The sequence below is a fragment of the Collinsella sp. SGI.178 genome (assembly GCF_050313495.1).
In the GTDB taxonomy this organism is placed as follows: Bacteria; Actinomycetota; Coriobacteriia; order Coriobacteriales; family Coriobacteriaceae; genus Collinsella.
This window is the reverse complement of the sequence record NZ_JBNPLM010000027.1, coordinates 1-23,375: the sequence shown is the minus strand read 5'-3', so window position 1 is coordinate 23,375 and position 23,375 is coordinate 1. Positions and strand designations below refer to the sequence as shown.

19 protein-coding genes and 1 tRNA gene are annotated in these 23,375 nt (G+C 59.5%); 17 read left to right on the top strand and 3 right to left on the bottom strand.

From position 1 onward, the window contains the following. Positions 1 to 122: 122 nt before the first annotated feature. Positions 123 to 872, bottom strand: a complete 750-nt coding sequence (locus tag ACQRAQ_RS07685) for an SDR family NAD(P)-dependent oxidoreductase (protein WP_427748325.1) — start codon at positions 870 to 872, stop codon at positions 123 to 125. Positions 873 to 1,086: 214 nt separating this feature from the next. Beyond that, on the bottom strand, positions 1,087 to 2,430 hold the full coding sequence (locus ACQRAQ_RS07680; RefSeq protein WP_427794447.1) for a homoserine dehydrogenase: 1,344 nt from the start codon (positions 2,428 to 2,430) through the stop codon (positions 1,087 to 1,089). A gap of 250 nt (positions 2,431 to 2,680) precedes the next feature. On the opposite strand from ACQRAQ_RS07680, the gene ACQRAQ_RS07675 reads away from it, so the two are divergent. The 8 genes from ACQRAQ_RS07675 (at position 2,681) to ACQRAQ_RS07640 (ending at position 10,580) form a co-directional block, all read left to right on the top strand. Beyond that, complete coding sequence (locus ACQRAQ_RS07675) at positions 2,681 to 3,847, top strand: ABC transporter substrate-binding protein (RefSeq protein ID WP_427719714.1); 1,167 nt, start codon at positions 2,681 to 2,683, stop codon at positions 3,845 to 3,847. 268 nt (positions 3,848 to 4,115) lie between these two features. Next, positions 4,116 to 5,303, top strand: coding sequence for an ABC transporter substrate-binding protein (locus tag ACQRAQ_RS07670; RefSeq protein WP_427719715.1), 1,188 nt, complete (start codon positions 4,116 to 4,118; stop codon positions 5,301 to 5,303). Positions 5,304 to 5,442: 139 nt separating this feature from the next. Then, positions 5,443 to 6,324 (top strand): branched-chain amino acid ABC transporter permease, encoded by an 882-nt coding sequence (locus ACQRAQ_RS07665; protein ID WP_154517188.1) that lies wholly within the window; start codon positions 5,443 to 5,445, stop codon positions 6,322 to 6,324. A 9-nt stretch (positions 6,325 to 6,333) separates the two neighbouring features. Beyond that, positions 6,334 to 7,413, top strand: coding sequence for a branched-chain amino acid ABC transporter permease (locus ACQRAQ_RS07660; protein WP_427719716.1), 1,080 nt, complete (start codon positions 6,334 to 6,336; stop codon positions 7,411 to 7,413). Next, positions 7,403 to 8,263 carry an ABC transporter ATP-binding protein gene (locus tag ACQRAQ_RS07655; protein ID WP_427719717.1) on the top strand — a complete coding sequence of 287 codons (861 nt, stop codon included), beginning with the start codon at positions 7,403 to 7,405 and terminating at the stop codon, positions 8,261 to 8,263. Before ACQRAQ_RS07660 ends, ACQRAQ_RS07655 begins: the two co-directional genes overlap by 11 nt. Further along, positions 8,264 to 8,977, top strand: coding sequence for an ABC transporter ATP-binding protein (locus tag ACQRAQ_RS07650; protein ID WP_229770701.1), 714 nt, complete (start codon positions 8,264 to 8,266; stop codon positions 8,975 to 8,977). It abuts the gene before it with no gap. 124 nt (positions 8,978 to 9,101) lie between these two features. Then, positions 9,102 to 9,779, top strand: coding sequence for a copper homeostasis protein CutC (locus tag ACQRAQ_RS07645; protein ID WP_427729154.1), 678 nt, complete (start codon positions 9,102 to 9,104; stop codon positions 9,777 to 9,779). A 3-nt stretch (positions 9,780 to 9,782) separates the two neighbouring features. After that, positions 9,783 to 10,580 carry a DUF4931 domain-containing protein gene (locus ACQRAQ_RS07640; RefSeq protein WP_427794446.1) on the top strand — a complete coding sequence of 266 codons (798 nt, stop codon included), beginning with the start codon at positions 9,783 to 9,785 and terminating at the stop codon, positions 10,578 to 10,580. A gap of 30 nt (positions 10,581 to 10,610) precedes the next feature. Here ACQRAQ_RS07640 and ACQRAQ_RS07635 read toward each other — a convergent pair whose 3' ends face one another. Then, the gene (locus ACQRAQ_RS07635; RefSeq protein WP_427794445.1) at positions 10,611 to 11,609 is read right to left on the bottom strand and encodes a bile acid:sodium symporter family protein; all 999 of its coding nucleotides are present in this window, start codon (positions 11,607 to 11,609) and stop codon (positions 10,611 to 10,613) included. A gap of 275 nt (positions 11,610 to 11,884) precedes the next feature. On the opposite strand from ACQRAQ_RS07635, the gene recJ reads away from it, so the two are divergent. From recJ to rplT, 9 genes are all read left to right on the top strand, one after another. Further along, positions 11,885 to 15,172 carry a single-stranded-DNA-specific exonuclease RecJ gene (recJ, locus tag ACQRAQ_RS07630; protein WP_427794444.1) on the top strand — a complete coding sequence of 1,096 codons (3,288 nt, stop codon included), beginning with the start codon at positions 11,885 to 11,887 and terminating at the stop codon, positions 15,170 to 15,172. A 14-nt stretch (positions 15,173 to 15,186) separates the two neighbouring features. Further along, positions 15,187 to 17,547 (top strand): RelA/SpoT family protein, encoded by a 2,361-nt coding sequence (locus ACQRAQ_RS07625; RefSeq protein WP_154517206.1) that lies wholly within the window; start codon positions 15,187 to 15,189, stop codon positions 17,545 to 17,547. Between the two features lie 86 nt (positions 17,548 to 17,633). After that, complete coding sequence (locus ACQRAQ_RS07620) at positions 17,634 to 18,317, top strand: MBL fold metallo-hydrolase (protein WP_427794443.1); 684 nt, start codon at positions 17,634 to 17,636, stop codon at positions 18,315 to 18,317. 194 nt (positions 18,318 to 18,511) lie between these two features. Then, positions 18,512 to 19,378, top strand: a complete 867-nt coding sequence (fba, locus tag ACQRAQ_RS07615; RefSeq protein ID WP_154517212.1) for a class II fructose-1,6-bisphosphate aldolase — start codon at positions 18,512 to 18,514, stop codon at positions 19,376 to 19,378. A gap of 348 nt (positions 19,379 to 19,726) precedes the next feature. Beyond that, a complete protein-coding gene (locus ACQRAQ_RS07610; protein WP_154517214.1) occupies positions 19,727 to 21,160 on the top strand; it encodes a transglutaminase-like domain-containing protein in 1,434 nt (477 codons plus the stop codon). Between the two features lie 39 nt (positions 21,161 to 21,199). Continuing rightward, positions 21,200 to 21,286: transfer RNA gene (locus tag ACQRAQ_RS07605), tRNA-Leu, on the top strand. A 616-nt stretch (positions 21,287 to 21,902) separates the two neighbouring features. Continuing rightward, complete coding sequence (infC, locus tag ACQRAQ_RS07600) at positions 21,903 to 22,472, top strand: translation initiation factor IF-3 (RefSeq protein WP_006234423.1); 570 nt, start codon at positions 21,903 to 21,905, stop codon at positions 22,470 to 22,472. 32 nt (positions 22,473 to 22,504) lie between these two features. After that, positions 22,505 to 22,696, top strand: coding sequence for a 50S ribosomal protein L35 (rpmI, locus tag ACQRAQ_RS07595; RefSeq protein ID WP_006234422.1), 192 nt, complete (start codon positions 22,505 to 22,507; stop codon positions 22,694 to 22,696). Between the two features lie 46 nt (positions 22,697 to 22,742). Continuing rightward, positions 22,743 to 23,102 carry a 50S ribosomal protein L20 gene (rplT, locus tag ACQRAQ_RS07590; RefSeq protein WP_006234421.1) on the top strand — a complete coding sequence of 120 codons (360 nt, stop codon included), beginning with the start codon at positions 22,743 to 22,745 and terminating at the stop codon, positions 23,100 to 23,102. Positions 23,103 to 23,375 lie beyond the last annotated feature (273 nt).

The window sequence follows — 23,375 nt, the reverse complement described above, 5'->3', positions numbered from 1 at the left end:
GCTGAAATACCGGGACGCAGTTTCCCTTTCAAACAGAAGAAGGCGCGCTGCCTGCGGTTGATGCAGGCAGCGCGCCTTTTGCGTTGGGCCTCGTTGAGGTTCGAAGTCGTGGCTTGCGACCTTTAGGAGCGGGCGGCCCCGTCGACGGGGAGCACGGCGCCCGTGACGTAGGAGGACATGTCGCTCGCCAGGAAAACAAAGGCGTTGGCGACATCCTCGGGCTCGCCCATGCGACCCAGCGGAATGGTGGCGATGATGGGCTTGATGACCTCTTCGGGCAGGTTGGCGACCATATCGGTCTTGGTTACGCCGGGTGCGACGGCATTGACGCGAATGCCCATGGGGGCGAGCTCGCGCGAGAGCGACTGGACCATGCCGTTGACGGCAAACTTGGACGTGGGGTAACCGACGCCGGAGGGCTGACCGTACTTGGCGACCATCGAGCTCGTGGTGGTGATGGTGCCGCCGTGGCCGGCCTCGGTCATAATCTTGGCGGCCGCCTGGTGACCGTTAAAGACGGCGACGACGTTGAGGTCCATGACTTTGGCGAACTCCTCGGCCGTGTAGTTCAAAAGCGGCGAGCGCTGGGAGATGCCGGCGTTGTTGACGACCGTGTCCAAGCCGCCCATGTCGGTTGCAGCCTGGGTAAAAGCCTCGGTCACGGCCTCGAGTGAGGTGAGGTCGCAGGAGCGGCCCCAGACCTTGGCGTCGGGATAGGCGGCCGCCAGCTTCTCAACGGCCGCGTCGGCAGTCTCCTGGCGCGAGCCAAAGACGGTGACGGCGGCACCCTCCTCGATAAAACGGCAGGCGATGGCATAGCCGATACCGCGCGTGCCTCCGGTGACGATTGCTTTCTTGCCCTCGAGCAACATAGTGCTTCCTCTCATCGCGGGCGGTCATTCTCAGCACAGCGTAGCGGTAGCCGGAATCGACCGCGTTTGCATATCGGTGAACGGTAGCGCGCGTTACCGATGAGCGGCTCGCGCAAATGTGCTCTGCCGTTGTGCTTAGGGCAGGAGGCAAAAGGGCTCCCGTCCCACATCGGACGGGAGCCCTCAAAGCGCGTATTGCTAGGCGAGCGTTGGGTTAGTTGGCCATGACGCCTTCGGTCCAGGCCTCGACGTTCTCGATGCGCAGGACGTTGGCGACCTCGGCCACGCAGTCGACGCTGGCAAGCTCGGCGGCGGCAGCCTGGACGTCCTTCTCGAGCGCGCGGTGCGTCAGGAAGATGACCGAGCAGGTATCGCTGGCGCCCGACTTGCCGTCCTCGACCTGGTTGATGAGCGAGATCGAGATGTTGTGCTTGGCAAAGATATCGACCGTCTCGGACAGGGCGCCCACGCGGTCGGCGACCTTCAGGCGCACATAATACTTGGTCTGGAGCTCGTCCATGGGCTTAAAGGCGAGGTTGTGGCCATAGGGCTCAATCTCGGGCAGCGGAGCCACGCCGCGGCTGATCTGCTCGGAGAGCGACAGGATGTCGCCCACGACGGCACTCGCGGTGGGGAAGGAGCCTGCGCCGGCACCGTAGAACATGGTCTCGCCCACGGCGTCACCCACCACGTAGACGGCGTTCATGGCGCCGTTGACCTTGGCGAGCATGTGGTCGGCGGGGATCAGCGTGGGATGCACGCGGACGTCGACGCCGGCGTCGGTGTTGCGGGCGATGCCGAGCAGCTTAATGGTGTAGCCGAGCTCGCGGGCCTGGGCGATGTCCTCGGCGCCGATGGTGCGGATACCCTGCTGGTACACATCGTCGGTGGTCACGCGGGTGCCAAAGCCGATGGAGGCGAGGATGGCCGTCTTGCTGGCGGCGTCAAAGCCGTCGACGTCGGCGGACGGGTCGGCCTCGGCGTAGCCCTTGGCCTGCGCGTCGGCAAGCACGTCGGCGTAATCGGCGCCCTCGGCGTCCATGCGCGACAGGATATAGTTGGTGGTACCGTTGAGAATGCCGGCGATGGTCAGGATCTTGTTGCCCACCAGGTCGTGCTCGAGCGTGCTCACGATGGGGATGCCGCCGCCGCAGCTGGCCTCGCACTTAATCTGCACGCCGCATGCGCGCGCCTTCTCGGCAAGCGTCTCGACATGACGGCCCAACAGGGCCTTGTTGGCAGAGACGACGTGCTTGCCGTGCTCAAAGGCCGTGGTGAAGATCTCGGTCGCGGGATGCTCGCCGCCGATCAGCTCGACGACGATATCGACGGCTGGGTCGGTAACGACGTCATGCCAGTCACTCGTAAAGGCCTCGCGCTCAATGCCTGCCGCCTCGGCCTGCTCCCAGGCAAGCGCGCAGGCGCGGGTCAGCTTAAGGTCGATGCCGTAGGCGGCCAGGTACTCATCGTGGTGGCTCTTGATCAGACGGGCCACGCCGCCGCCGACGGTTCCCAGACCGATCAGACCGACGTTCACGGTGCGCAGGGGTTCGCTCATAGATAGCTCCTTCGTGCATCTTATAGATTGATTGATCAAGTAATGTTGAGTGCATTCTAGCGTGAACCGAGAGCGCGTGCTCGCCAGGCAACAGGAGTCGCACAAAACGGCACCCCCGAAACGCTGCGGAAACATTGGAAACATGCTCGCTACAAACGAACTTCCGTAACAAACTGTCAACGTTTGCGCCATAAGGTTTGCCCCGTACCGCAAGACGGCCGCACCGCGGCCAGCGAAAAAGGGGGACACCATGTTCAACATCAACAGCACGCTCAGCCGTAGGAACTTTCTCGCCGGCGCCGCGGCGCTCGGCAGCGCTGCCGCACTCGCTGGTTGCTCGTCGGGTGGCTCGGACGGCGGCTCCGCCGATGACGGTAAGACCTTCAAGATCGGTGTCATCGGCCCTCTGACCGGCGCCGCGGCAACCTATGGCGTTTCGGCCGAGAAAGGTGCCAAGCTCGCCGCCAAGGATTTCTCGACCAAGGATCTCAAACTCTCGCTTAAGTCCGAGGATGACGTCGCCGACGGCGAGAAGGCCATCAACGCCTTCAATACCTTGTGCGACTGGGGCATGCAGGCGCTCGTCGGCCCCGTCACGACTGGTGCCGCCGTCGCCGTCTCGGGCGAGATCGCCGACGATATGCTCATGGTCACGCCTTCAGCCTCGTCGCTCGACGTCACCAAGGATAAGACCACGGTCTTTCAGGTTTGCTTCACCGATCCCACCATGGGCGCCAGCGCCGCGAAGTTCCTGGCCGAGAAGTATGCAGACGCCAAGATCGCCCTGTTCTACAACTCCGGCGATACGTATAGCTCGGGCGTTGCCGACGCTTTTGCCGAGCAGGCCAAGGCGTCCAAGCTCGATATCGTCGATACAGAGACCTTTAAGGACGACTCTTCCACGAGCTTTACCAACCAGCTCACCAAGGCCAAGGAGGCCGGCGCCACGCTTATCTTTGCCCCGATCTATTACACGCCGGCGTCCGTCCTGCTCAAGAACGCCAAGGACATGGGCTACGAAATGACCCTCATGGGCACCGACGGCATGGACGGCCTGCTCTCCGTTGAGGGCTTCGACACCTCTCTTGCCGAGGGCGTGCTGCTCATGACCCCGTTCTCTGCCGACGATGAGAAGAACGCCGACTTCGTCAAGGCATATAAGGACGCCTACAACGAGACGCCCAACCAGTTTGCCGCCGATGCCTATGACTGCATCCACGCGATTGTCGAGGCAATCGATGAGGCGGACATCGACATTACGGTCGACGGCGCCGACATTGCCGGCGACCTTGCCAAGGCTATGCGCAAGATCAAGATTGAGGGCCTGACAGGCGAGCTCACGTGGAACGACGAGGGCCAAGTCGAGAAGCCCGCTACGGCCTATGTGATTCAGGACGGCAAGTACATCGCCGCCTAAGTGCATATAACGAGACCGGTGGGGCCATGTTATTCAGGGCAGGAAAGCTTGTAACAAAACGGAAACATTACTTTCACACAATAAAATCTCAAAACTGTATAAACCGACAAAATACGCATAATTATGGATAAATGGACAAGGCAAAAGAAAAGTTGAAATAATCGCCACTTTTCTCAACTAAAGCGTCTACTATTTTGCGAACGCCGAAGACGGCGGAGGATGGCCTGTCGGGTAACCGAAACCCGACGAGATTTGAGAGGAGAGCCGCATGTCGAGCCTCACCGGTAAGTCATTGAACCCTGTTATGAATCGCAGGAGCGTTATCGCGAGCGCAGCAGGTCTGGGGGCGATGTCCATTCTAGCTGGCTGCTCCTCCAACGGCGGCGACAGCGGTTCCGCTTCGAGCGACGCTTCGTTTAAGATCGGCACCATTGGCCCGCTGACCGGTGCCGCCGCGTCTTACGGCAAGTCCGTTACCCAGGGCGTCGAGCTTGGCTGCAAGGACTTCTCCACCAAGGAGCTGCCGCTTGCCAGCAAGGCCGAGGACGACCAGGCCGACGGCGAGAAGGCCGTCAACGCCTTTAATAACCTGCTCGACTGGGGCATGCAGGCCCTCGTCGGCCCGACCACCACGGGTGCGTCGGTTGCCGTTGCCGCAGAGTGCAGCAACGACCCCAAGACATTCATGATCACCCCGTCCGCGTCCTCCGAGGACGTCACCGACGGAAAGGATTGCGTCTTCCAGGTTTGCTTTACCGACCCCAACCAGGGCGTCAACGCTGCCAAGTTCCTGGCAGAGAAGTATGCGGACGAGAAGTTCGTGCTGTTCTATAACTCCGGCGATGCTTATTCTTCGGGCATTGCAGATTCCTTTAAGGCCCAGGCCGCTGAGTCTAAGCTCGAGATTGTTGACGAGGAGACCTTTAAGGACGACTCCGCTACGAGCTTTACCAACCAGCTGACCAAGGCCAAGCAGGCCGGCGCCACCATGATCTTTGCGCCGATCTACTACACGCCGGCGTCCGTCCTGCTCAAGAACGCCAAGGACATGGGCTACGACGTCAAGATGATGGGATGCGACGGCATGGACGGCATCCTGGGCGTCGAGGGCTTCGACACCTCTCTTGCCGAGGGTCTGCTGCTCATGACCCCGTTCTCCGCCGACGACGAGAAGAATGCCGACTTCGTCAACGCTTACAAGGATAAGTACGGCGATACCCCCGACCAGTTTGCCGCCGATGCATACGACGGCGTGCACGCGGTGGCCGAGGCCCTCAAGGAGGCCGGTCTTGGTGTCGACGCCGACCCGACCGAGGTCGCCGAGAAGCTGCCCAAGGCTATGCTCAAGATTACCGTTGACGGTCTGACCGGCAAGCTCTCCTGGAACGACAAGGGCCAGGTCCAGAAGGATCCTACGGCGTATGTCATCACCGACGGCAAGTACGTACTGGCCTAATAGGCCGCCTTACATAGAGCGGTTTTGATCCCAAGCAGGGGAGGTTTTCGCCTTCCCTGCTTGCTTGGTATCTGGGGACAACGTAACGTCCCTGTTTCATACATCAACTGGAAACCTATTCGAAAGGGGGATGTGGAACATGACGGTCTTTATCCAATACCTGGTCAACGGCCTGTCCATGGGCAGCGTCTACGCCATCATCGCGTTGGGCTACACCATGGTCTACGGTATCGCCAAGATGCTCAACTTCGCTCACGGCGATGTCATCATGGTCGGTGCCTATGTCTCGTTCTGCGCCACGTCGTATCTCGGCCTCCCGGGCTGGGCATCTGTAGTTCTCTCTTGTGTGGTCTGCACGGTTCTCGGTGTTCTCATTGAGGGTCTGGCCTATAGGCCGCTGCGCCAAGCAGGCCCGCTGGCCGTTCTGATCACGGCCATCGGTGTGTCCTACTTCCTGCAGAATGCCGCGCAGCTTCTGTGGGGCGCCACGCCCAAGAACTTCACTTCGCTCGTCACCTTCCCGGTGCCGGAGTTCTTGGCCAAGTTCAACGTAAGTGCCGTCTCGCTCGTCACCATCGTAGCCTGCCTGGTTATCATGGCCGGTCTGATGATCTTTACAGGTAAGACCAAGATGGGCAAGGCCATGCGCGCCGTGTCCGAGGACAAGGCCGCCGCTCAGCTCATGGGCATCAACGTCAACCGCACCATCTCGATGACGTTCGCCATCGGCTCCGCCCTTGCCGCCATCGCCGGTGTGCTCCTGTGCTCCTACTCGCCGGTTCTGCAGCCCACCACGGGCGCCATGCCTGGCATCAAGGCCTTCGACGCTGCCGTTTTCGGCGGCATCGGCTCCATCCCCGGTGCCTTTGTCGGCGGCATTCTCATCGGCATCATCGAGGCGATGGCGCAGGCTTACATTTCCACGAGCCTTGCCAACTCCATCGTCTTTGGCGTTTTGATCATCGTCCTGCTCGTCAAGCCTGCCGGCCTCTTGGGCAAGTACGTACCCGAGAAGGTGTAGGTGAGCGTTATGAAGTTTCTTACAGACAAGCAGACGCGTCACGACTTTGTCACGTACGCCATGTGCGTTGTGGCGTTCGCCATCGTGTTCTTTATGCAGTCTAACCACATGATTCCGCGCATGATTGTCGGTCAGCTGGTTCCCATCACGGCCTATATCGTCATGGCCATCTCGCTCAACCTCGTCGTCGGCATCGCGGGCGACTTGTCGCTGGGCCACGCGGGTTTTATGAGCGTCGGCGCCTATACGGGAATCGTCACCGCCGTCGCGCTGGAGAGCGCCGTTCCGTCCGACCCGGTGCGTCTGATCATCAGCATTGTGGTCGGCGCTATCGCCGCTGCCATTCTGGGCTTCCTGATCGGTATTCCGGTTCTTCGCCTGAGCGGTGACTACCTGGCCATCGTAACCTTGGCCTTTGGCGAGATTATCAAAGAGATCGTTACCTGCCTCATTGTGGGCGTCGATTCCCGCGGCCTGCACGTGATCTTTAACATCACGGGCAATTCCACGATCGACGACCTGCACCTGCTCGAAGACGGCACCGCTATCATCAAGGGTGCCCAGGGCGCATCTGGTGTTTCGACCTACTCGACGTTCCTTGCTGGCGCCATCCTGGTTATGGTTGCGCTCGTGATTGTGCTCAACTTGGTCCGCAGCCGCACCGGTCGTGCCATCATGGCCGTGCGCGATAACAAGATCGCTGCCGAGTCCGTGGGTATCTCCGTCACCCAGTACCGCATGATCGCCTTCGTGGTTTCCGCCGCTCTCGCCGGTGCTGCCGGAGCCCTCTTCGGCGGTAACTTCTCGCAGCTCTCCGCCACTAAGTTCGACTTCAACACGTCGATTCTCATTCTGGTGTTCGTGGTCCTGGGCGGTCTGGGCAACATGCGCGGTTCCGTCATCGCGGCGGCGCTGCTCACGGTGCTCCCCGAGCTGCTCCGTCAGTTCTCGGACTACCGCATGCTCATCTACGCCATCGTGTTGATTCTGGTCATGGTCTTTACTAACAACCCGCAGCTCAAGGCGTTCTTCGCGCGCATTAAGGACCGCTTTGCTTCCAAGAAGGAGGTGGCAACCGATGCCCAGTAAGTTTGAGTTCAACAAGGGCAAGATGGTCCCGTATCCTTCTGGCGCCATCGTTCCCGACCGCGACCTGGGCGAGCGCCCGGCGCTCGAGTGCATCCACCTGGGCATTGAGTTCGGCGGCCTCAAGGCGGTCGACGACTTTAGCCTGACCATCGGTAAGACCGAGATCGCCGGTCTCATCGGCCCCAACGGCGCCGGCAAGACCACGGTCTTCAACCTGCTCACCAAGGTGTACCAGCCCACGCACGGCACCATCCTGCTCGACGGTGAGGACACCTCGGGCAAGTCCGTCTACCAGGTCAACCGCATGGGTATCGCTCGTACCTTCCAAAACATCCGCCTGTTCAACACCATGACGGTGGAGGACAACGTAAAGGTCGGCCTGCACAACCAGGAGCGCTACTCCGGCTTTGAGGGCGTGCTGCGCCTGCCGACGTATTGGAAGCACGAGAAGGCCGCCCATGAGCGCGCCATGGAGCTTCTGTCTATCTTTGATATGGAACATCTGGCAAACGAGCAGGCCGGCTCGCTGCCTTACGGCGCTCAGCGTCGTTTGGAGATCGTCCGCGCGCTTGCCACCAATCCCAAGCTACTACTGCTCGACGAGCCTGCCGCCGGCATGAACCCGTCCGAGACTGCGGAGCTCATGGCGAACATCGTCAAGATTCGCGACACCTTTGGCATTGCCATCATGCTCATCGAGCACGACATGTCGCTCGTCATGAATATTTGCGAGGGTATCTGCGTGCTTAACTTTGGCAAGGTCATCGCCAAGGGCACGGCCGAGGAAATCCAGAACAACGAAGCCGTTATTGAGGCTTATCTGGGCAAGCAGGATAAGGGGGAGAACTAAATGGCAGAGCCGATGCTTTCCGTCTACAACATCAACGTCTGGTACGGCGCCATCCACGCCATTAAGGACATCTCCTTTAACGTTAACGAGGGCGAGATCGTTGCCCTGATTGGCGCGAACGGCGCCGGCAAGTCCACGACGCTCAAGACTGTCTCGGGCCTGCTGCGCTCCAAGACCGGCTCCATCAAGTTTATGGGCGAGGACATTATCCATACGCCCGCCGACAAGCTGGTTGGCAAGGGCCTGTCTCAGGTACCCGAGGGGCGTCGTGCCTTTTTGCAGATGACGGTCGAGGAGAACCTGGAGATGGGTGCCTATACACAGCCCAAGTCCACGGTTGCCCCGGGCCTCGAACGTGTTTACGAGCAGTTCCCGCGCCTGAAGGAACGCCGTCGCCAGGTGGCCGGCACCCTTTCGGGCGGCGAGCAGCAGATGCTCGTTATGGGTCGTGCCCTTATGAGTAACCCCAAGCTGCTCATGCTCGACGAACCCTCCATGGGTCTGGCGCCGATCCTGATCGAGCAGATCTTCCAGATTGTCGAGGATTTGCACAAGGCCGGCACCACGGTGCTCCTGGTCGAGCAGAACGCGCAGATGGCGCTTTCCATCGCCACACGCGGCTACGTGCTCGAGACCGGCAAGATCACCATGACCGGCACCGGCCAAGAGCTGCTGCACGACGACAACGTCCGCAAAGCTTATCTTGGTGGTTAATCCATCCAGTAATAGGGGCGCTGACCAACTTGGTCAGTGCCCCTTTTGAAATGATCCGTTGGCTTGGTATTTAAAGTGCGACAATGCCGTGTGGAAATAGAAGTGTCATCTGGGGGGTTTATCTATGCTGTACGAGTTTTGTGCCGAGAACTTTGAGCGGGTGCCGGCGGCCATTGCGGCCGGTGCGGGACGCATTGAGCTGTGCGACAACCTGGCGGTTGGTGGCACCACGCCCTCGGCCGGCGTTATCAGCGCTACGACCAGCTATGCTCGCGAGCACGATGCACGGGTGATGTGCATGATCCGTCCGCGTGGCGGCGACTTTCACTACAACCAGGACGAGCTGCGCATGATGGAGATGGACTTGGGCCTTGCCGTAAGTGCCGGCGTCGATGGCTTGGTCTTTGGCTGCTGCAAGCCTTGTGCCGGCGGATGGGCGCTCGATGAACTTGCGTTGGGCGCCCTCGTGATGGCTGCGGGCTGCGCGACCGAGGAGTGCAAGCGCGAGCCCATCGACATCACCTTTCACATGGCGTTTGACCAGCTCTCGCCCGAGGCTCAGCTCGACGCGATTGACACGCTCGCCGACTGCGGCATAACGCGCATCCTGACGCATGGCGGTGCCGCCGGCACGCCGATTGAGGACAACCTGGAGCATCTGTCGCACCTTATCGACTACGCGGACGATCGCCTGACCATCCTTCCCGGCGGCGGCATTTCCACGGCCAACCGCGATACCGTGGCTGCGGCACTGGGCGTCTCCGAGCTCCATGGCACCAAGATCGTGCCACTGGAGGTATAACCCGTGCCCCTGGTATTTGACGTTCAGCAGGCGAGCGGGAAGCCCGACGACAACCGGCGCCCTGGCACCGCGTGCCCCTTTTGCGATACCGAGGAACTCGCCAATATCATCCGGCGCGACGGTGACTGTATCTGGCTCGAGAATAAGTTCAAGACCCTGCGCGCCACCCGTCAAACCGTGCTGATCGAGTCGGCCGACCACGACGCAGATCTGGTGACCTATGCGCCGGACGAGCTGCATCATGTGATGCGGTTTGCCCTGGGTTGCTGGCAGCAGATGATCGATTCACAGCAGTATCGAAGCGTGCTCATGTACAAGAACAAGGGTCCGCTCTCGGGCGGTAGTCTCGTTCATCCGCACATGCAGATTGTGGGTTTGGAGCAGGAAGATGGCTATGCTTCGCTGACTTCCGCCAATTTCGAAGGCATCAATGTCTGGCAACAGGGGAGAATTGCGGTCAACATCTCAACCGAACCGATTATGGGGTTCTTTGAGGTCAACGTTTCAGCTCCGCGGGGAATCGCCGCCAGCGATGACACGCGGGACCAAGCCGAGGCGGATCTCTTCGCCGATGCGATCCAGGTAGCTCTGCGTTATATCCTAAACGAGCACCACGGTGGCCGTGCAGAGTCGTACAACTTGTTCTTCTATCACCTGGGCGGTCGGACCATTGCCAAGGCGCTGCCGCGTTGGGTGGTTTCGCCCTACTTTGTCGGCTATCGTTTGGCCCAGGTCAATGCCGAGACGACGCTCGATATCGATGCTGAGCGCCTGCGCGCGCATCTGGAAACGCTCGTATAGCAAGACTAACACCCGCGTAATGCGGACAGTCTAGCGTGCCATGGCGTCGCGGCCGGCCTCGACGCGCTTGCGCTGGGCAGCGCGCTCCTCGCCGGTTAGACGCTCAAAGAGATGCCCGATAAGCGAGGCAAGTACCTGCTGAAACAGCGTTCCGCACATGACGGGAAATACGACTTCGCCCGGAAAGTATTGCGTGGCGATGACGGCGCCCGAAGAGATGTTGCGCATGCCGCAGGTAAAGCACATGGTAGTCGTTTCGCTATACGGTAGATGCAGTGCGCGGGCGACCAGAATACCGACGACAAAGCCGCTGATGGCGAAGATCAAAATAAAGAGGGCGACTTCCAAGCGCACCGCGTTCATGTGCAGCACGTACTCGCTCATGGCGGTAGAGTTCGACGCGATAACACCCATCATCATGAACTTGCAGGCGGGCGAGAGCGCGGGGGAGAGCTTCTCGTGTCCCCATCCGCGCGTGAGTTCGTTAATCACGATGCCGAGCAGGGCGGGGATAGCGATCATGAAGGCCATGTTCTGCATCATGCCCGGCACGTCGATCGAGACGGTGGCGCCCAGCAAGAGCTTAAGCGTGAGCGGAATCGTAACGGGTGAGATAACCGAGGACGTCAGGATGATGGTGAGCGCGAGCGGGCCGTTGCCGCCGAACATGCTAATCCACATAAAGGCAGTGACTGCCACAGGTACGCTGTACTCGAGCACGATACCGCAGACTAGGTTGGGGTTGGAGCCAAAGAACAGCGACCCCATGGCATAGGCTGTTATGGGAATAAGCACCGCCGAGACCAGCAGCGCCAAAATCAGGTGCAGCGGACGGCGGAATACTTCGGCTACCTGATGGAAGGTGTTGCTGAGGGCACCTTGGAACGTCATAAAGGCAAACAGGGTGGGGACGATGGGCTTGAGTACGCCGATCTGCTGGGGAAAGAGCACGCCGAGCGTCACGCAAATCGGAACGATGATCTGCATATGCCCCGCGAGGAACTTACCCAGTCCAACCCATTGCTTCATATGCGCTTGTGACTCCCTTTGCTCGTGAATCCGTTTTGAATGGATATGCTAGACGCTCGCATGCGTCCGTGTGGCTGAAACGCCCGATTATTTCGAGGCTATTACCGCCCTCGTTTATCGAAACCACGGCGTGCTGGACGTTGTGCGTCCGCGCCGCACGGTATAATAAATCCGTTCAACAGATCTGCCTGCCGAAGCGGGCATACACAGAGGACTCATCGCTATGAACCGTGAGAGGTATCGCGGCGACCTGCCCCTATCGGGGGTGGGCGCCTATGTCATCGCTTAAGACAACGCATCGCTGGGCGGTCGCTCAGCAAAACCCCGAGCTCGAAAAGGAGCTTTCGGCTGGCCTGGGCATACCCGGGCTGGTGGCGCGCATTATGGTTGCGCACGGCATTACATCCATCGAGGAAGGCCAGCTTTTTTTGACGCCTTCGCTCGATCGCGACTGGGCGGACCCGCTCGTTATTCCGGGTATGGCGGTCGTCGTCGACCGCGTTGAGCGTGCTATTCGCAGCCACGAGCGCATCGCCGTCTTTGGCGATTTTGACGTCGACGGCATTACGTCGACTTGTCTGTTGACCGAGGCGCTGCGTTCGTTTGGCGCCAACGTCACGCCGTTTATTCCGCATCGTTTTGACGAGGGCTACGGCCTGTCGCGTGCGGCGCTCGACCGCGTTAACGAGCTCGCTCGCCCCCAGCTGATCGTGACCGTCGATAACGGCATTGCCGCCAAGGAAGAGGCCTCCTATCTGGAGAGCCTGGGGATCGATTTGGTGGTCACGGACCATCACGAGCCGTCCGACCAGGTGCCGCAGGGCGTGCCCCTGACCGACCCCAAGCTCGAGGACAAGGGTCCCTCGCGCGAGCTTGCCGGTGCCGGCGTGGCACTCAAGCTGGTGCAGGTCCTGGGCGAGCGTTTGGGCAAGCCGTCGTATTGGCGTTCGCTGATAGAGGTCGCGGCGCTGGGTACCGTGTCCGACATGATGCCGCTTACGCCCGAGAATCGCGCACTGGTCGCCGAGGGCATCCAGCAGATGCGCGTGACGGCCCGTCCCGGCTATATCGCGCTTGCCGCACTTGCCAAGGCCGACCTTTCTACCATTACGGCCGACGGCCTGTCGTTTTCGCTCATCCCCCGTCTGAATGCTGCCGGCCGCATGGCCGATCCCAAGCTGGCGCTCGACCTGCTGCTTGCCCGCGACCCCATCGAAGCGAGCGCGCTTGCCGCCGAGCTCGAGGAAATCAATCGCCAACGCCGCGAGATCGAGGCCGAGCTTACGCGCGATGCCATGGCGAAGGTCGAGGAGACTTATGACGGCGGGCGCGCAATCGTCGTGGGCGGCGAGGGCTGGCACGAGGGCGTCAAGGGCATCGTGGCGAGCCGCTTGACCAATCGCTATCACGTGCCGGCGCTGCTCTTCTCGATCGAGGATGGCGTTGCGCGCGGATCGGGCCGCTCGGTGGGCAAGATCAACCTGTTCGACGCCGTCGAGCGTTGCTCCGACCTGCTGATTCGTCGCGGCGGGCATGCCGGTGCGGTGGGTGTGACCATCGAGGCATCCAAGCTCGATGAGTTCCGCCGTCGCCTTTCGGCCGTGCTATCGGAGCTTCCCGCCGAGGACTTTGAGGACACTGACGAGGTTGCCGCCACCGTTGATCTCTCCGAGCTAAATATCGAGACCATCGAGCAGATTTCCCGTCTTGAGCCGTTTGGCCAGGGCAATAAGGTGCCGCTTCTGGCCGCCGAGGGCGTGACGATGTGCGATCGCGCCGTGGTGGGCAAAACCGGCGAGCACATGCGCTTTGTGGCGACCGATGGCGCCGCGAGTGTGCCGGCCATCATGTTCCGCGTGCCGCAGATCGATAGGCTCATCAATTGCGACAGCGCCGTCGACTTGGTGTTCGAGGCCGTGGCCGAGCATTGGCAGGGACGTGTGAAGCCCAAGCTCATGATCAAAGATGTCTTGGTGCGCGATACCGCGGCGCCCAATATCGACGATCCGGCATGTGAGCTTCGCCGCGGCGTGCAACCGGCGGATTCTGGTCTGCGCCTGGAGTCGCGTAAACGCGAGACGCTCGCCCAGCTTTCTTATACCGAGCTCACGCGCTCGCTTATCCATAGCTTTATCGGCTCGAACCAGCCGCATCGCGCGCAGGTCGAGGCACTCGACGCGCTTGCCGACCATCAGAGCGTTTTGGCCGTTATGGGGACGGGGCGTGGCAAGTCTCTGATTTTCCATGTGCATGCCGCGCGCGAGGCGGTTCTTCGCGGGCGTGCGAGCATTTTTGTCTATCCTTTGCGTTCGCTCGTTGCCGATCAGGCCTATCACCTTTCCTCGACGATGGCCGCGCTCGGCATTGGTGTCGGCGTGCTGACTGGCGAGACCGTGGAGGCCGTACGCGATGACGTGTTCGCCGGCCTTGCTTCGGGTCACACCGGTATCGTTCTCACGACGCCCGAGTTCTTGTCTATCCACCGCGATCGATTTGCGCGTTCTGGACGTATTGGCTTCGTTGTTATCGATGAGGCGCACCATGCCGGTCTTGCTAAGGGTGGTGACCGGAGTGCATACCTCGATATGCCCGATATTCTTAAAGCCCTGGGCGACCCCGTTGTCATGGCGGCAACGGCTACCGCGACGGCTCCAGTTGTGGCAGAGCTTGCTCGCGTACTGCCGATTACCAGCACGGTGGTCGACGAGACCGTTCGCGAGAACCTACAACTCGAGGACGATCGTGACCTTGCGAGCCGTGAAAATCGCCTGGTTTCGATCGTTGCGACGGGGGAGAAGACCGTCATCTACGTGAACTCGCGCGACCAGTCCGTGGCGCTTGCCAAGACGTTGCGCAAACGTGTGCCCGACTGCGCGACCCATATCGCGTTCTATAACGCCGGGCTTGCGCGTTCCGATCGCCGACGCGTCGAGGAGGCGTTTCGAGATGGCAGCCTGAGCTGCATCGTTTCAACCTCGGCCTTCGGTGAGGGCGTCAACCTGCCCGATATCCGCCATGTCGTGCTCTACCACATGCCGTTTGGCGCGATTGAGTTTAACCAGATGAGTGGCCGTGCCGGCCGCGATGGGCAGCCTGCCGTGATTCACCTGCTCTATTCGTCTCGTGACGCTCGTATTAATGAGCGCCTGCTCGATTGTTACGCGCCCGAGCGCGATGAGCTTGTCACGCTCTATCGGGCGCTGCAGACCATGTGGCGCTCCAATCGTGGCAAGACGGGGGACGATTCATTCTGCGCAAGCGATATCGACATTGCGCAGATGTGCCTTGCAATCGACGCGCGCACGCCGGTCGATGAGCGTTCGGTCTCAAGCGGCTTGGGAATCTTCGAAGAGCTCGGTTTCTGTCACGTTTCGGGGTTTGACGATACCCGTCGCATCGCGATGACCGAAAACCCCGGGCGCGTGCAGTTGAGCAGGTCGATCCGCTATTTGGAGGGCTTGCGCTCGCGCATGGAGTTCTCGGCTTTCCGGAGTTGGGCACTCGATTCGTGCGCTTCTGATATGCTTACCAAAATTAACCGCCCGATCGTACCGCGGGCCTAGGGAAGGGGACCTCGATGGATGCCGCAGCCCGTACCGCCCATGATTCCGCCCTCCAGCCCTTTTCGGAGATGGAGCACTATACGCATGCCGATGATCTGCCGCCCGAGATTATGGCGGACAGCTACGACAAGCTGGAGCGCCTGTGCCTTAAATATATGAGTGAGGATGACTTCTCCAAGGTGGAGCAGGCCTACTGCTTTGCTGCCGAGAAGCACTGCAACCAAAAGCGGCGCTCGGGTGAGATGTACATTAACCATCCCGTCGAGGTGGCTATCATTTTGGCCGACCTTAAGATGGACTGCGATGTGGTGTGCGCTGCATTGCTGCACGATACCGTCGAGGATACCGATACCTCGCTTGCCGATGTTTCGGGCCTGTTTGGCGAAACCGTGGCAGAGCTCGTCGACGGCGTGACCAAGCTCACCAACATCGAAGTCGACAACATGGACGAAAAGCAGGCGCTTACGCTGCGCAAGATGTTCCTCGCCATGTCCAAGGACATTCGCGTCATCATCGTCAAACTCGCCGACCGCCTGCATAATATGCGCACGCTTGCCGCCCTGCGCGAGGACCGCCGCCTGTTTAAGGCGCGCGAGACCATGGATGTGTACGCGCCCCTGGCCGACCGCCTGGGCATGAGCTCTATCAAGTGGGAACTCGAGGATCTGTCCTTCTTCTACCTTGAACCCGACGCTTACCAGCGCATCGCCCGCATGGTGGCAGAGTCACGCGAGGTTCGCGAACGCTTTCTGGCCGAGACTATCAAGACGCTTACCGATGAGCTCGACCGCATTGGCCTTGAGGGTTTTCAGATCAACGGTCGTTCCAAGCACTATTGGTCCATCTATCAAAAGATGAAGCGCAAGGGCAAGGAGTTCTCCGAGATTTATGATCTGGTGGCGCTGCGCGTCATCACCCATTCGGTGCGCGATTGCTATTCCACGCTTGGTGCCGTGCATACTTTGTGGCATCCCATGCCCGGTCGTTTTAAAGACTATATCGCCATGCCCAAGGTCAATAACTACCAATCGCTCCACACGACGGTTATCGGCCCCACGGCCCGTCCGCTCGAGATTCAGATCCGAACCTACGAGATGCACGAGCAGGCCGAGTACGGCATCGCCGCCCACTGGCTATATAAGAAATCGGGCGGATCGTCTGCCTCCAAGACCAACGACGCACAGCGTCTGGACGATCAGATTAACTGGCTCAAGCACTCGCTCGATTGGGCAGCCTCTGACGAGATCACCGATGCCAAAGAATATCTGCACTCACTGAAGGTCGACCTGTTTGACCAGGAGATTTTTGTCTTTACGCCCAAGGGTGAGGTCATGGCGCTTCGTGCGGGCTCTACACCGCTCGACTTTGCCTACGCTGTTCATACCGAGGTCGGCAACCACTGCGTCGGCGCCAAAATCAACGGTGCGGTGGCTCCGCTCACGCACGAAATCAAGACGGGTGACCGTGTCGAGATCCTGACTAACAAGAGCTCCAAGCCGTCGCGCGATTGGCTCAAGATCGTCAAGACGCCTTCGGCCAAGTCAAAGATTCGCCGTTACTTCGCCGCTGCGACCAAAGACGATGACGCTGCTGCCGGTCGCGATATGCTGGCCAAGGACCTGCGCAAGCGCGGGTACGGCATCTCTACGCCGCGATCCACGCGTGCACTCAATGCCGTGGCGGAGCAGTTTAACTTCAAGCAACTCGAGGACCTGTTCGCAGCCGTTGGCGCGGGCAAGGTCGCCCCGCGCGCTGTGGGCAATAAGGTCGAGCAAATCTTGGATCCCAAGCCCGAGGAGCAGCTCACCAAGGCCGAAGCCATCGCTGAGGTCGTCAAACAGCCTGCCCGCGGTTCCAACCGCAAACCGCAAAAGCGTGGCAAGAGTGCGAGTAACGGCATTATCGTCAAGGGCGAGAGCAACAGCGGCCTGCTGGTTCGTCTGGCGCATTGCTGCAATCCGGTGACGGGCGACGACATCGTGGGCTTTATCACGCGCGGTCGAGGCGTCTCGGTGCATCGTGCCAACTGCCCCAACGTCAAGGGTCTCATGGAACACCCCGAGCGCATGATTGACGTGGAGTGGGATGGTGCTGCCGATACGCTTTTCCAGGTCGAGATCGTGGTCGAGTGCTTGGATCGTATGGGCTTGCTCAAGGATGTCACCATCGCCATTGGCGATGCAGGCGGAAATATCCTTTCCGCCGCTACCTCGACCAACCGCGAGGGCATTGCGACCCTGCGCTTTATGGTCGAGATTTCGGACGCGAGCGGTCTGGATCCGCTGCTGGCATCCATCAGCAGTGTCGACTCGGTCTATGACGCACGCCGTCTGATGCCTGGCGAGGGTGGGGCTCAGCTTAAGCGTCGCGTATAGGCGTGACGAACGCACAACGGTAATGATATTGGCTACGTTCGAGGCATCGTTTGATGCCTCGACGCTTGTAGAAGGAGGACGTGCTCATGGTCACTGCAGCTTTGGACTTAACCCCTCGGGGTACGGCTTCGATCGAGGCGCTTGTAAACGGCCCCATTCAGACCAACAGTTACGCCGTAATCTCGAGCGGCGAATGCCTGATTATCGATCCGGCCTGGGAAGGTGAGCGTCTTGTGGAACATATCTATGCCAAGCATCCTGACGCGCACGTGCTGGGCGCTGTCTGCACCCATGGCCATGCCGATCACGTAGGTGGCGTTGCCGGAGCGCGAGCCGCCGTCGGTAAGGGTTTCCTATATGAGTTAGGTTCGAAGGACGTGTTGGTATCTCGTGAGAATATCGAGGAGCAGCGAGCGATGTGGGGCATCGATACGCCCGATCCGGGCGAGCCGACGCGATTGCTTGCTGAGGGCGATACGATTGAATTGGGTGATATCTGCCTGCAGGTGATCGAGACGCCCGGTCACACACCGGGTGGCATTGTCTTGTTCGCCGCCACCGAGCAGGGAAGCATCGCCTTTGTTGGCGACACACTGTTCCCGGGCAGCCACGGCCGCACCGATCTTGCCGGTGGAGACGAGGCGGCGATTCTGCGCTCGCTCTCCAAGCTCGCCCAGCTGCTTCCAGCCGATACCGTTTGTTTAACGGGGCATGGTAATTCGACCACTATGGCGCGCGAGCTCATGCAGAACCCTTTCATGCAGGTGTAGCTTTGTAGTCAGCTGCTTAAGCACGAGAAGTGTCCAAACGTCAAGATATTTTCCCCAACGGGCCGATTCCGTAGGGCAAACGGTCAAAAAAAGTCTGTTTGGACGATATTCGTGAACAAACGAACGTTTATGCTCGGGTACGCCGTGGTAAAATCTCATGCGTTATCGGAGCAACCTTACAGGAGGTTTCTTTTATGCTCGTCAACGCAGCAGACATGCTCAAGAAGGCCGAGGCCGGCAAGTATGCTCTCGGTGCCTTCAACACCAACAACCTCGAGTGGACTCTGGCTATTCTCCAGGCCGCCGAGGAGGCCAAGTCTCCGCTGATCCTTCAGTGCACCGCTGGTGCCGCTAAGTGGATGGGCGGTTTCAAGGTCTGCGCCGACATGGTCAAGGCTGCCGTCGAGGCCACGGGTGTTACCGTTCCCGTCGCCCTTCACCTCGATCACGGTTCTTACGAGGACTGCTTCAAGTGCATCGAGGCCGGCTTCACGTCCATCATGTATGACGGCTCTCACGAGGAAACCTTCCAGCTTAACCTCGATCGCACCAAGGAGCTCGTTGAGCTTGCCCATTCCAAGGGCATGTCCATCGAGGCCGAGGTCGGCGGCATCGGCGGCACCGAGGATGGCGTGACCTCCAACGGCGAGCTCGCTGACCCCGCTGAGTGCAAGCAGATTGCTGACCTGGGCGTCGACTTCCTCGCCTGCGGCATCGGCAACATCCACGGCGTGTATCCCGCCGACTGGGCCGGTCTTTCCTTCGAGCGTCTGAGCGAGATCAAGGCTCAGACCGGCGACCTGCCCCTCGTTCTGCACGGTGGTACCGGCATCCCCGAGGATCAGATCAAGAAGGCCATCTCCCTGGGCATCTCCAAGATCAACGTCAACACCGACCTGCAGCTTGTCTTCGCTGCCGCCACGCGTGAGTACGTTGAGGCTGGCAAGGATCAGCAGGGCAAGGGCTATGACCCCCGCAAGCTCCTGAAGCCTGGTCGCGAGGCCATCGTTGCCCGCACTAAGGAGCTCATGGAGGAGTTTGGCTCCGTCAACAAGGCGTAAGCGTCGCTAAACTACCCGCCGGAAGCCCCGTCCCCCTACACTGTTTCCTTTGCGCTCACCTGGCTTCGCCAGAAGTCGCGCCAAGGAAACAGTTCCGGGGGACGGGGCTTCCTTTGTTTAACGCCGCAGGGTTACTGGGCTGAATTAAGATGGCTACTGGCTTTGCCAGAAGTCGCGCAATGGGAAAAGCTCCGGGTGAACGGGGCCTCCTTCGTTAACTCGCTACAGGGTTACTGGGCTGAATTATTTATTTGACTACCGCTCAGCGGTGTTGATGGCTCCCTTGTTGGGGCTTTCTTTTTATGTCGGTACAATGGTCTCGGGTTGTCGTTCTGCGTGGGAGTGGTTATGGCTGTCGTTAATGTTTTGCCTGCCGATGGAAAGGTTGTTGCCGAGGGCCCCGTTGGTTGCTCTGTTGATGTTTGTTGCGATGATTTTCGTCATCTCGACATTGGATTGCCACCTGAGATCCTTCGTCTCAAGGACGCCGGGTACCTGGCGCAGGCTGTTGCGGCTTGCGACCGTCTTTTGGAGCAGAGCCCTGATCCCTCGTTGGCCGCTTGCGTTCGTGCCGAGCGGTATCGCATGATCGAGACGTCGTTTCATTTTTCGGTGTCGCGCGATCAGGCTATTGCGATGATCCGCGAGGAGTGGCCGGAGTTTACCGAGGATCAGTTTGACGACCTAATCGATCGCAAACGCATCGACTGGCGCTTTATCGATGGTGAACTGTTCGTTCTCGACAACTTCCTTGATTCTTTGCGTGTGTATCCCAAGGAGGTTCCGGGCCTGCGTCCCGATTCTACGGATGGAACTGCGCTGCGCAACCAGATGCTTAAGAAGATGGAATCACAGGGCGGGCTGTCTCGTGCCATTACGCTTAAAGCATCCGTGTCTGTTCCCGGTGCTCTGGAGGGGGAGGCCGTTCGCGCGTGGCTTCCCGTTGCCGCAGCCTGCCGCCAGCAGTCTCATATCGAGATTCTCGATATGACGCCGGAGGGGGTCCTTGCTCCCGCGAACGCTTTGGCGCGTACCGCCTCGTGGGTTTCCTCGGCTGATCGATCGTTCTCAGTGACCTATCGTTATCTGATTGATGCCGCTTATTGCGATATCTACGGGGGAGCGCTTCCGGCGCATCCGTGTATGGACGCGCCGCTGCCCAAGGATATTTCCGAGGACCGACCGCATATTGCGTTCACGCCGTATCTGCAGCAGCTGACCGAACATGTTATCGATGGTCTCGAGGATCAGCTCGACCGCGCTCGGGCTATCTATGATTATTTGACGCATCATATCGACTATCGATACCAGCCACCGTATCTGCTTCTGGGCTCTATCGCCGATGACTGCGCGCATTCGCTTCGCGGTGACTGCGGTGTTATGGCACTCACGTTTATCACCATGTGCCGCATCGCCGGCGTGCCCGCACGTTGGCAGAGCGGCCTGTACGTTGCGCCCGACTCGGTGGGCTCGCATGACTGGGCGGAGTTCTATACACCGCAGACGGGTTGGCTTAACGCCGATGTCTCGTTTGGATCCTCGGCACGCAGGATGGGGGAGGAATGGCGCCGCCGCCACTACTTTGGCAACCTCGATCCATGGCGCATGGTGGCAAACTGTCGGTTCCAGGCAGAGTTTGAACCCGTCTTTGACGGTATGCGTGAGGACCCCTACGATAACCAGATGGGCGAGGCCTCGGTCGACGGTCGCGGATGCCGCCAGCGCGAGATGCTCCGCACGGTCGAACTCATCGAAATGCTCGAAGTTCCATTTTCGGACTAATCTACGGAAAGCTGTGATAAACTAACTCACGCAACACGTGCCCGAGTGGCGGAATTGGCAGACGCAGTGGACTCAAAATCCACCGTTGGCAACAACGTGCGAGTTCGAGTCTCGCCTCGGGCACCATACATGCATAAGAGCGTTCGAGGGGGTTAAGGCCCCCTTTTTCGTGCCGAACTCGCGTGAGCGCGCGGAGCGTTAAGCAAACAGGCCTGTGGCCTGTTTGTAGCGGAGCGTGGCGAGGGCGCCATGCGCCCGAAGCCCGGGGCTTCGCGAAGCGAAGGCCCTTCGAGTCTCGCCTCGGGCACCATACATGCATAAGAGCGTTCGAGGGGGTCGAGGCCCCCTTTTTCGTGCCGAACTCGCGTGAGCGCGCGGAGCGTTAAGCAAACAGGCCTGTGGCCTGTTTGTAGCGGAGCGTGGCGAGGGCGCCATGCGCCCGAAGCCCGGGGCTTCGCGAAGCGAAGGCCCTTCGAGTCTCGCCTCGGGCACCATACATGCATAAGAGCGTTCAAGGGGGTCGAGGCCCCCTTTTTCGTGTACGTAATGTGATAACGAGCGGTACGTGTTATTATCGCCAAGGTGTTGTTTCCGCAATGCCCTAAAGAGGAACCCGAGGGTTCCCACCTTTTGGCGCCAATGAGCAGCTGACTGGTCATACAACTTAGATTCCCTTCCTCATATCGAGGATGTCTATGTGTACGACCTGGTTGCAAAAAAGCGCCGGGTTATTTTTTTATGAATGGAGGTAGGGAAAATAGCTAAGTCTGATGACACCCGCATCAACGACGAGATCACTGCATCTTCGTGCCGTTTGATTGGCGTCGATGGCTCTCAGCTCGGCCTGTTCGCCATCCGCGATGCCCAGCGCGTCGCCGACGATCAGGGTCTCGACCTTGTCGAGATCGCTCCCAACGCGGAGCCGCCGGTCTGCAAGGTCATGGACTACGGTAAGTTCAAGTACCAGCAGGCCATGAAGGCCAAGGCTGCTCGTAAGAACCAGTCCAAGGTCGAGGTTAAGGAAATGAAGTTCCGACCCAAGATCGACGTTGGCGACTACGAGACCAAGAAGGGCCACGTTCTGCGTTTCCTCAAGAAGGGCGCACGCGTTAAGATCACCATCATGTTCCGCGGCCGTGAGATGGCTCACCCGGAGCAGGGTCTTAACGTTCTCGAGCGTCTCGCCGAGGATCTTAAGCCTTACGCTACGGTCGAGTCCAAGCCTAAGATGGAAGGCCGTAACATGCTTATGCTGCTCGCCCCAATTAAGGGCGCCTTTGATGAGGATAAAGCGGCAAGTGATACTAAGTAACTAGTGTTCTGTAACCGATTAAGGAGTATTTCATGCCTAAGATGAAGTCCCACAGCGGCACCAAGAAGCGTTTCCGCAAGACTGGTACCGGCAAGCTTATGCGCGCCAAGGCTTTCAAGAGCCACATCCTGAGCAAGAAGTCCACCAAGCGTAAGCGTGGCTTCCGTCAGGAGACCGAGATCGCCGCTGCCGACCGCAAGGTCATCAAGTCGCGTCTCGCCTAAGTTAGCGTTCCCGTTTTTCGTTTAACCGTCTAGGAGTTGATAGAACATGGCACGTATTAAGCGCGCTGTTGCCGCCAAGAAGAAGCGCCGTACCGTTATGCACCGTGCGAAGGGTTACTACGGTGCCGCTTCGCGTACTTACAAGCATGCTAAAGAGCAGGTCCAGCACTCTCTGCAGTATCAGTACCGTGACCGCCGCAATAAGAAGCGCGAGATTCGCTCTCTCTGGATCACCCGTATCAACGCTGCTGCTCGCCTGAACGACATCTCTTACTCTCAGTTCATGCACGGCCTGAAGGTCGCCGGTATCGAGCTCGACCGCAAGGTCCTGGCTCAGATGGCTTACGAGGACATCGAGTCTTTCAACGAGCTGGCTACCATCGCCAAGAAGGCTCTCGAGGCCTAATTGATTCTCTTGAATCGCTAGGGGAGTGTCGCGCTGTGCGCGGCGCTCCCTCTTTTTATCTAAGGCGCTGGTTTATATAGCAAAAGCGCGGGTAGATAGACACTTACAGGTGACCGATCTTTATATATCTCTTAACCGAAGGGTCATCATCTGATACGTGCAGTATTTCTGCACCAGCCTTTCTATTACTTATATAGGAAGCGATATATTGTGTAGGACTTATGAAGAGTGGAATTGACGTCCCACATCGCTTCGCGGTCTGGCAATATATCC

Coding starts and splice junctions, on each gene's coding strand:
- ACQRAQ_RS07685 (WP_427748325.1), bottom strand. CDS start 872: ATGTTGCTCGAGGGCAAGAAAGCAATCGTCACCGGAGGCACGCGCGGT.
- ACQRAQ_RS07680 (WP_427794447.1), bottom strand. CDS start 2,430: ATGAGCGAACCCCTGCGCACCGTGAACGTCGGTCTGATCGGTCTGGGA.
- ACQRAQ_RS07675 (WP_427719714.1), top strand. CDS start 2,681: ATGTTCAACATCAACAGCACGCTCAGCCGTAGGAACTTTCTCGCCGGC.
- ACQRAQ_RS07670 (WP_427719715.1), top strand. CDS start 4,116: ATGTCGAGCCTCACCGGTAAGTCATTGAACCCTGTTATGAATCGCAGG.
- ACQRAQ_RS07665 (WP_154517188.1), top strand. CDS start 5,443: ATGACGGTCTTTATCCAATACCTGGTCAACGGCCTGTCCATGGGCAGC.
- ACQRAQ_RS07660 (WP_427719716.1), top strand. CDS start 6,334: ATGAAGTTTCTTACAGACAAGCAGACGCGTCACGACTTTGTCACGTAC.
- ACQRAQ_RS07655 (WP_427719717.1), top strand. CDS start 7,403: ATGCCCAGTAAGTTTGAGTTCAACAAGGGCAAGATGGTCCCGTATCCT.
- ACQRAQ_RS07650 (WP_229770701.1), top strand. CDS start 8,264: ATGGCAGAGCCGATGCTTTCCGTCTACAACATCAACGTCTGGTACGGC.
- ACQRAQ_RS07645 (WP_427729154.1), top strand. CDS start 9,102: ATGCTGTACGAGTTTTGTGCCGAGAACTTTGAGCGGGTGCCGGCGGCC.
- ACQRAQ_RS07635 (WP_427794445.1), bottom strand. CDS start 11,609: ATGAAGCAATGGGTTGGACTGGGTAAGTTCCTCGCGGGGCATATGCAG.
- recJ (WP_427794444.1), top strand. CDS start 11,885: ATGTCATCGCTTAAGACAACGCATCGCTGGGCGGTCGCTCAGCAAAAC.
- ACQRAQ_RS07625 (WP_154517206.1), top strand. CDS start 15,187: ATGGATGCCGCAGCCCGTACCGCCCATGATTCCGCCCTCCAGCCCTTT.
- ACQRAQ_RS07620 (WP_427794443.1), top strand. CDS start 17,634: ATGGTCACTGCAGCTTTGGACTTAACCCCTCGGGGTACGGCTTCGATC.
- fba (WP_154517212.1), top strand. CDS start 18,512: ATGCTCGTCAACGCAGCAGACATGCTCAAGAAGGCCGAGGCCGGCAAG.
- ACQRAQ_RS07610 (WP_154517214.1), top strand. CDS start 19,727: ATGGCTGTCGTTAATGTTTTGCCTGCCGATGGAAAGGTTGTTGCCGAG.
- infC (WP_006234423.1), top strand. CDS start 21,903: ATGGAGGTAGGGAAAATAGCTAAGTCTGATGACACCCGCATCAACGAC.
- rpmI (WP_006234422.1), top strand. CDS start 22,505: ATGCCTAAGATGAAGTCCCACAGCGGCACCAAGAAGCGTTTCCGCAAG.
- rplT (WP_006234421.1), top strand. CDS start 22,743: ATGGCACGTATTAAGCGCGCTGTTGCCGCCAAGAAGAAGCGCCGTACC.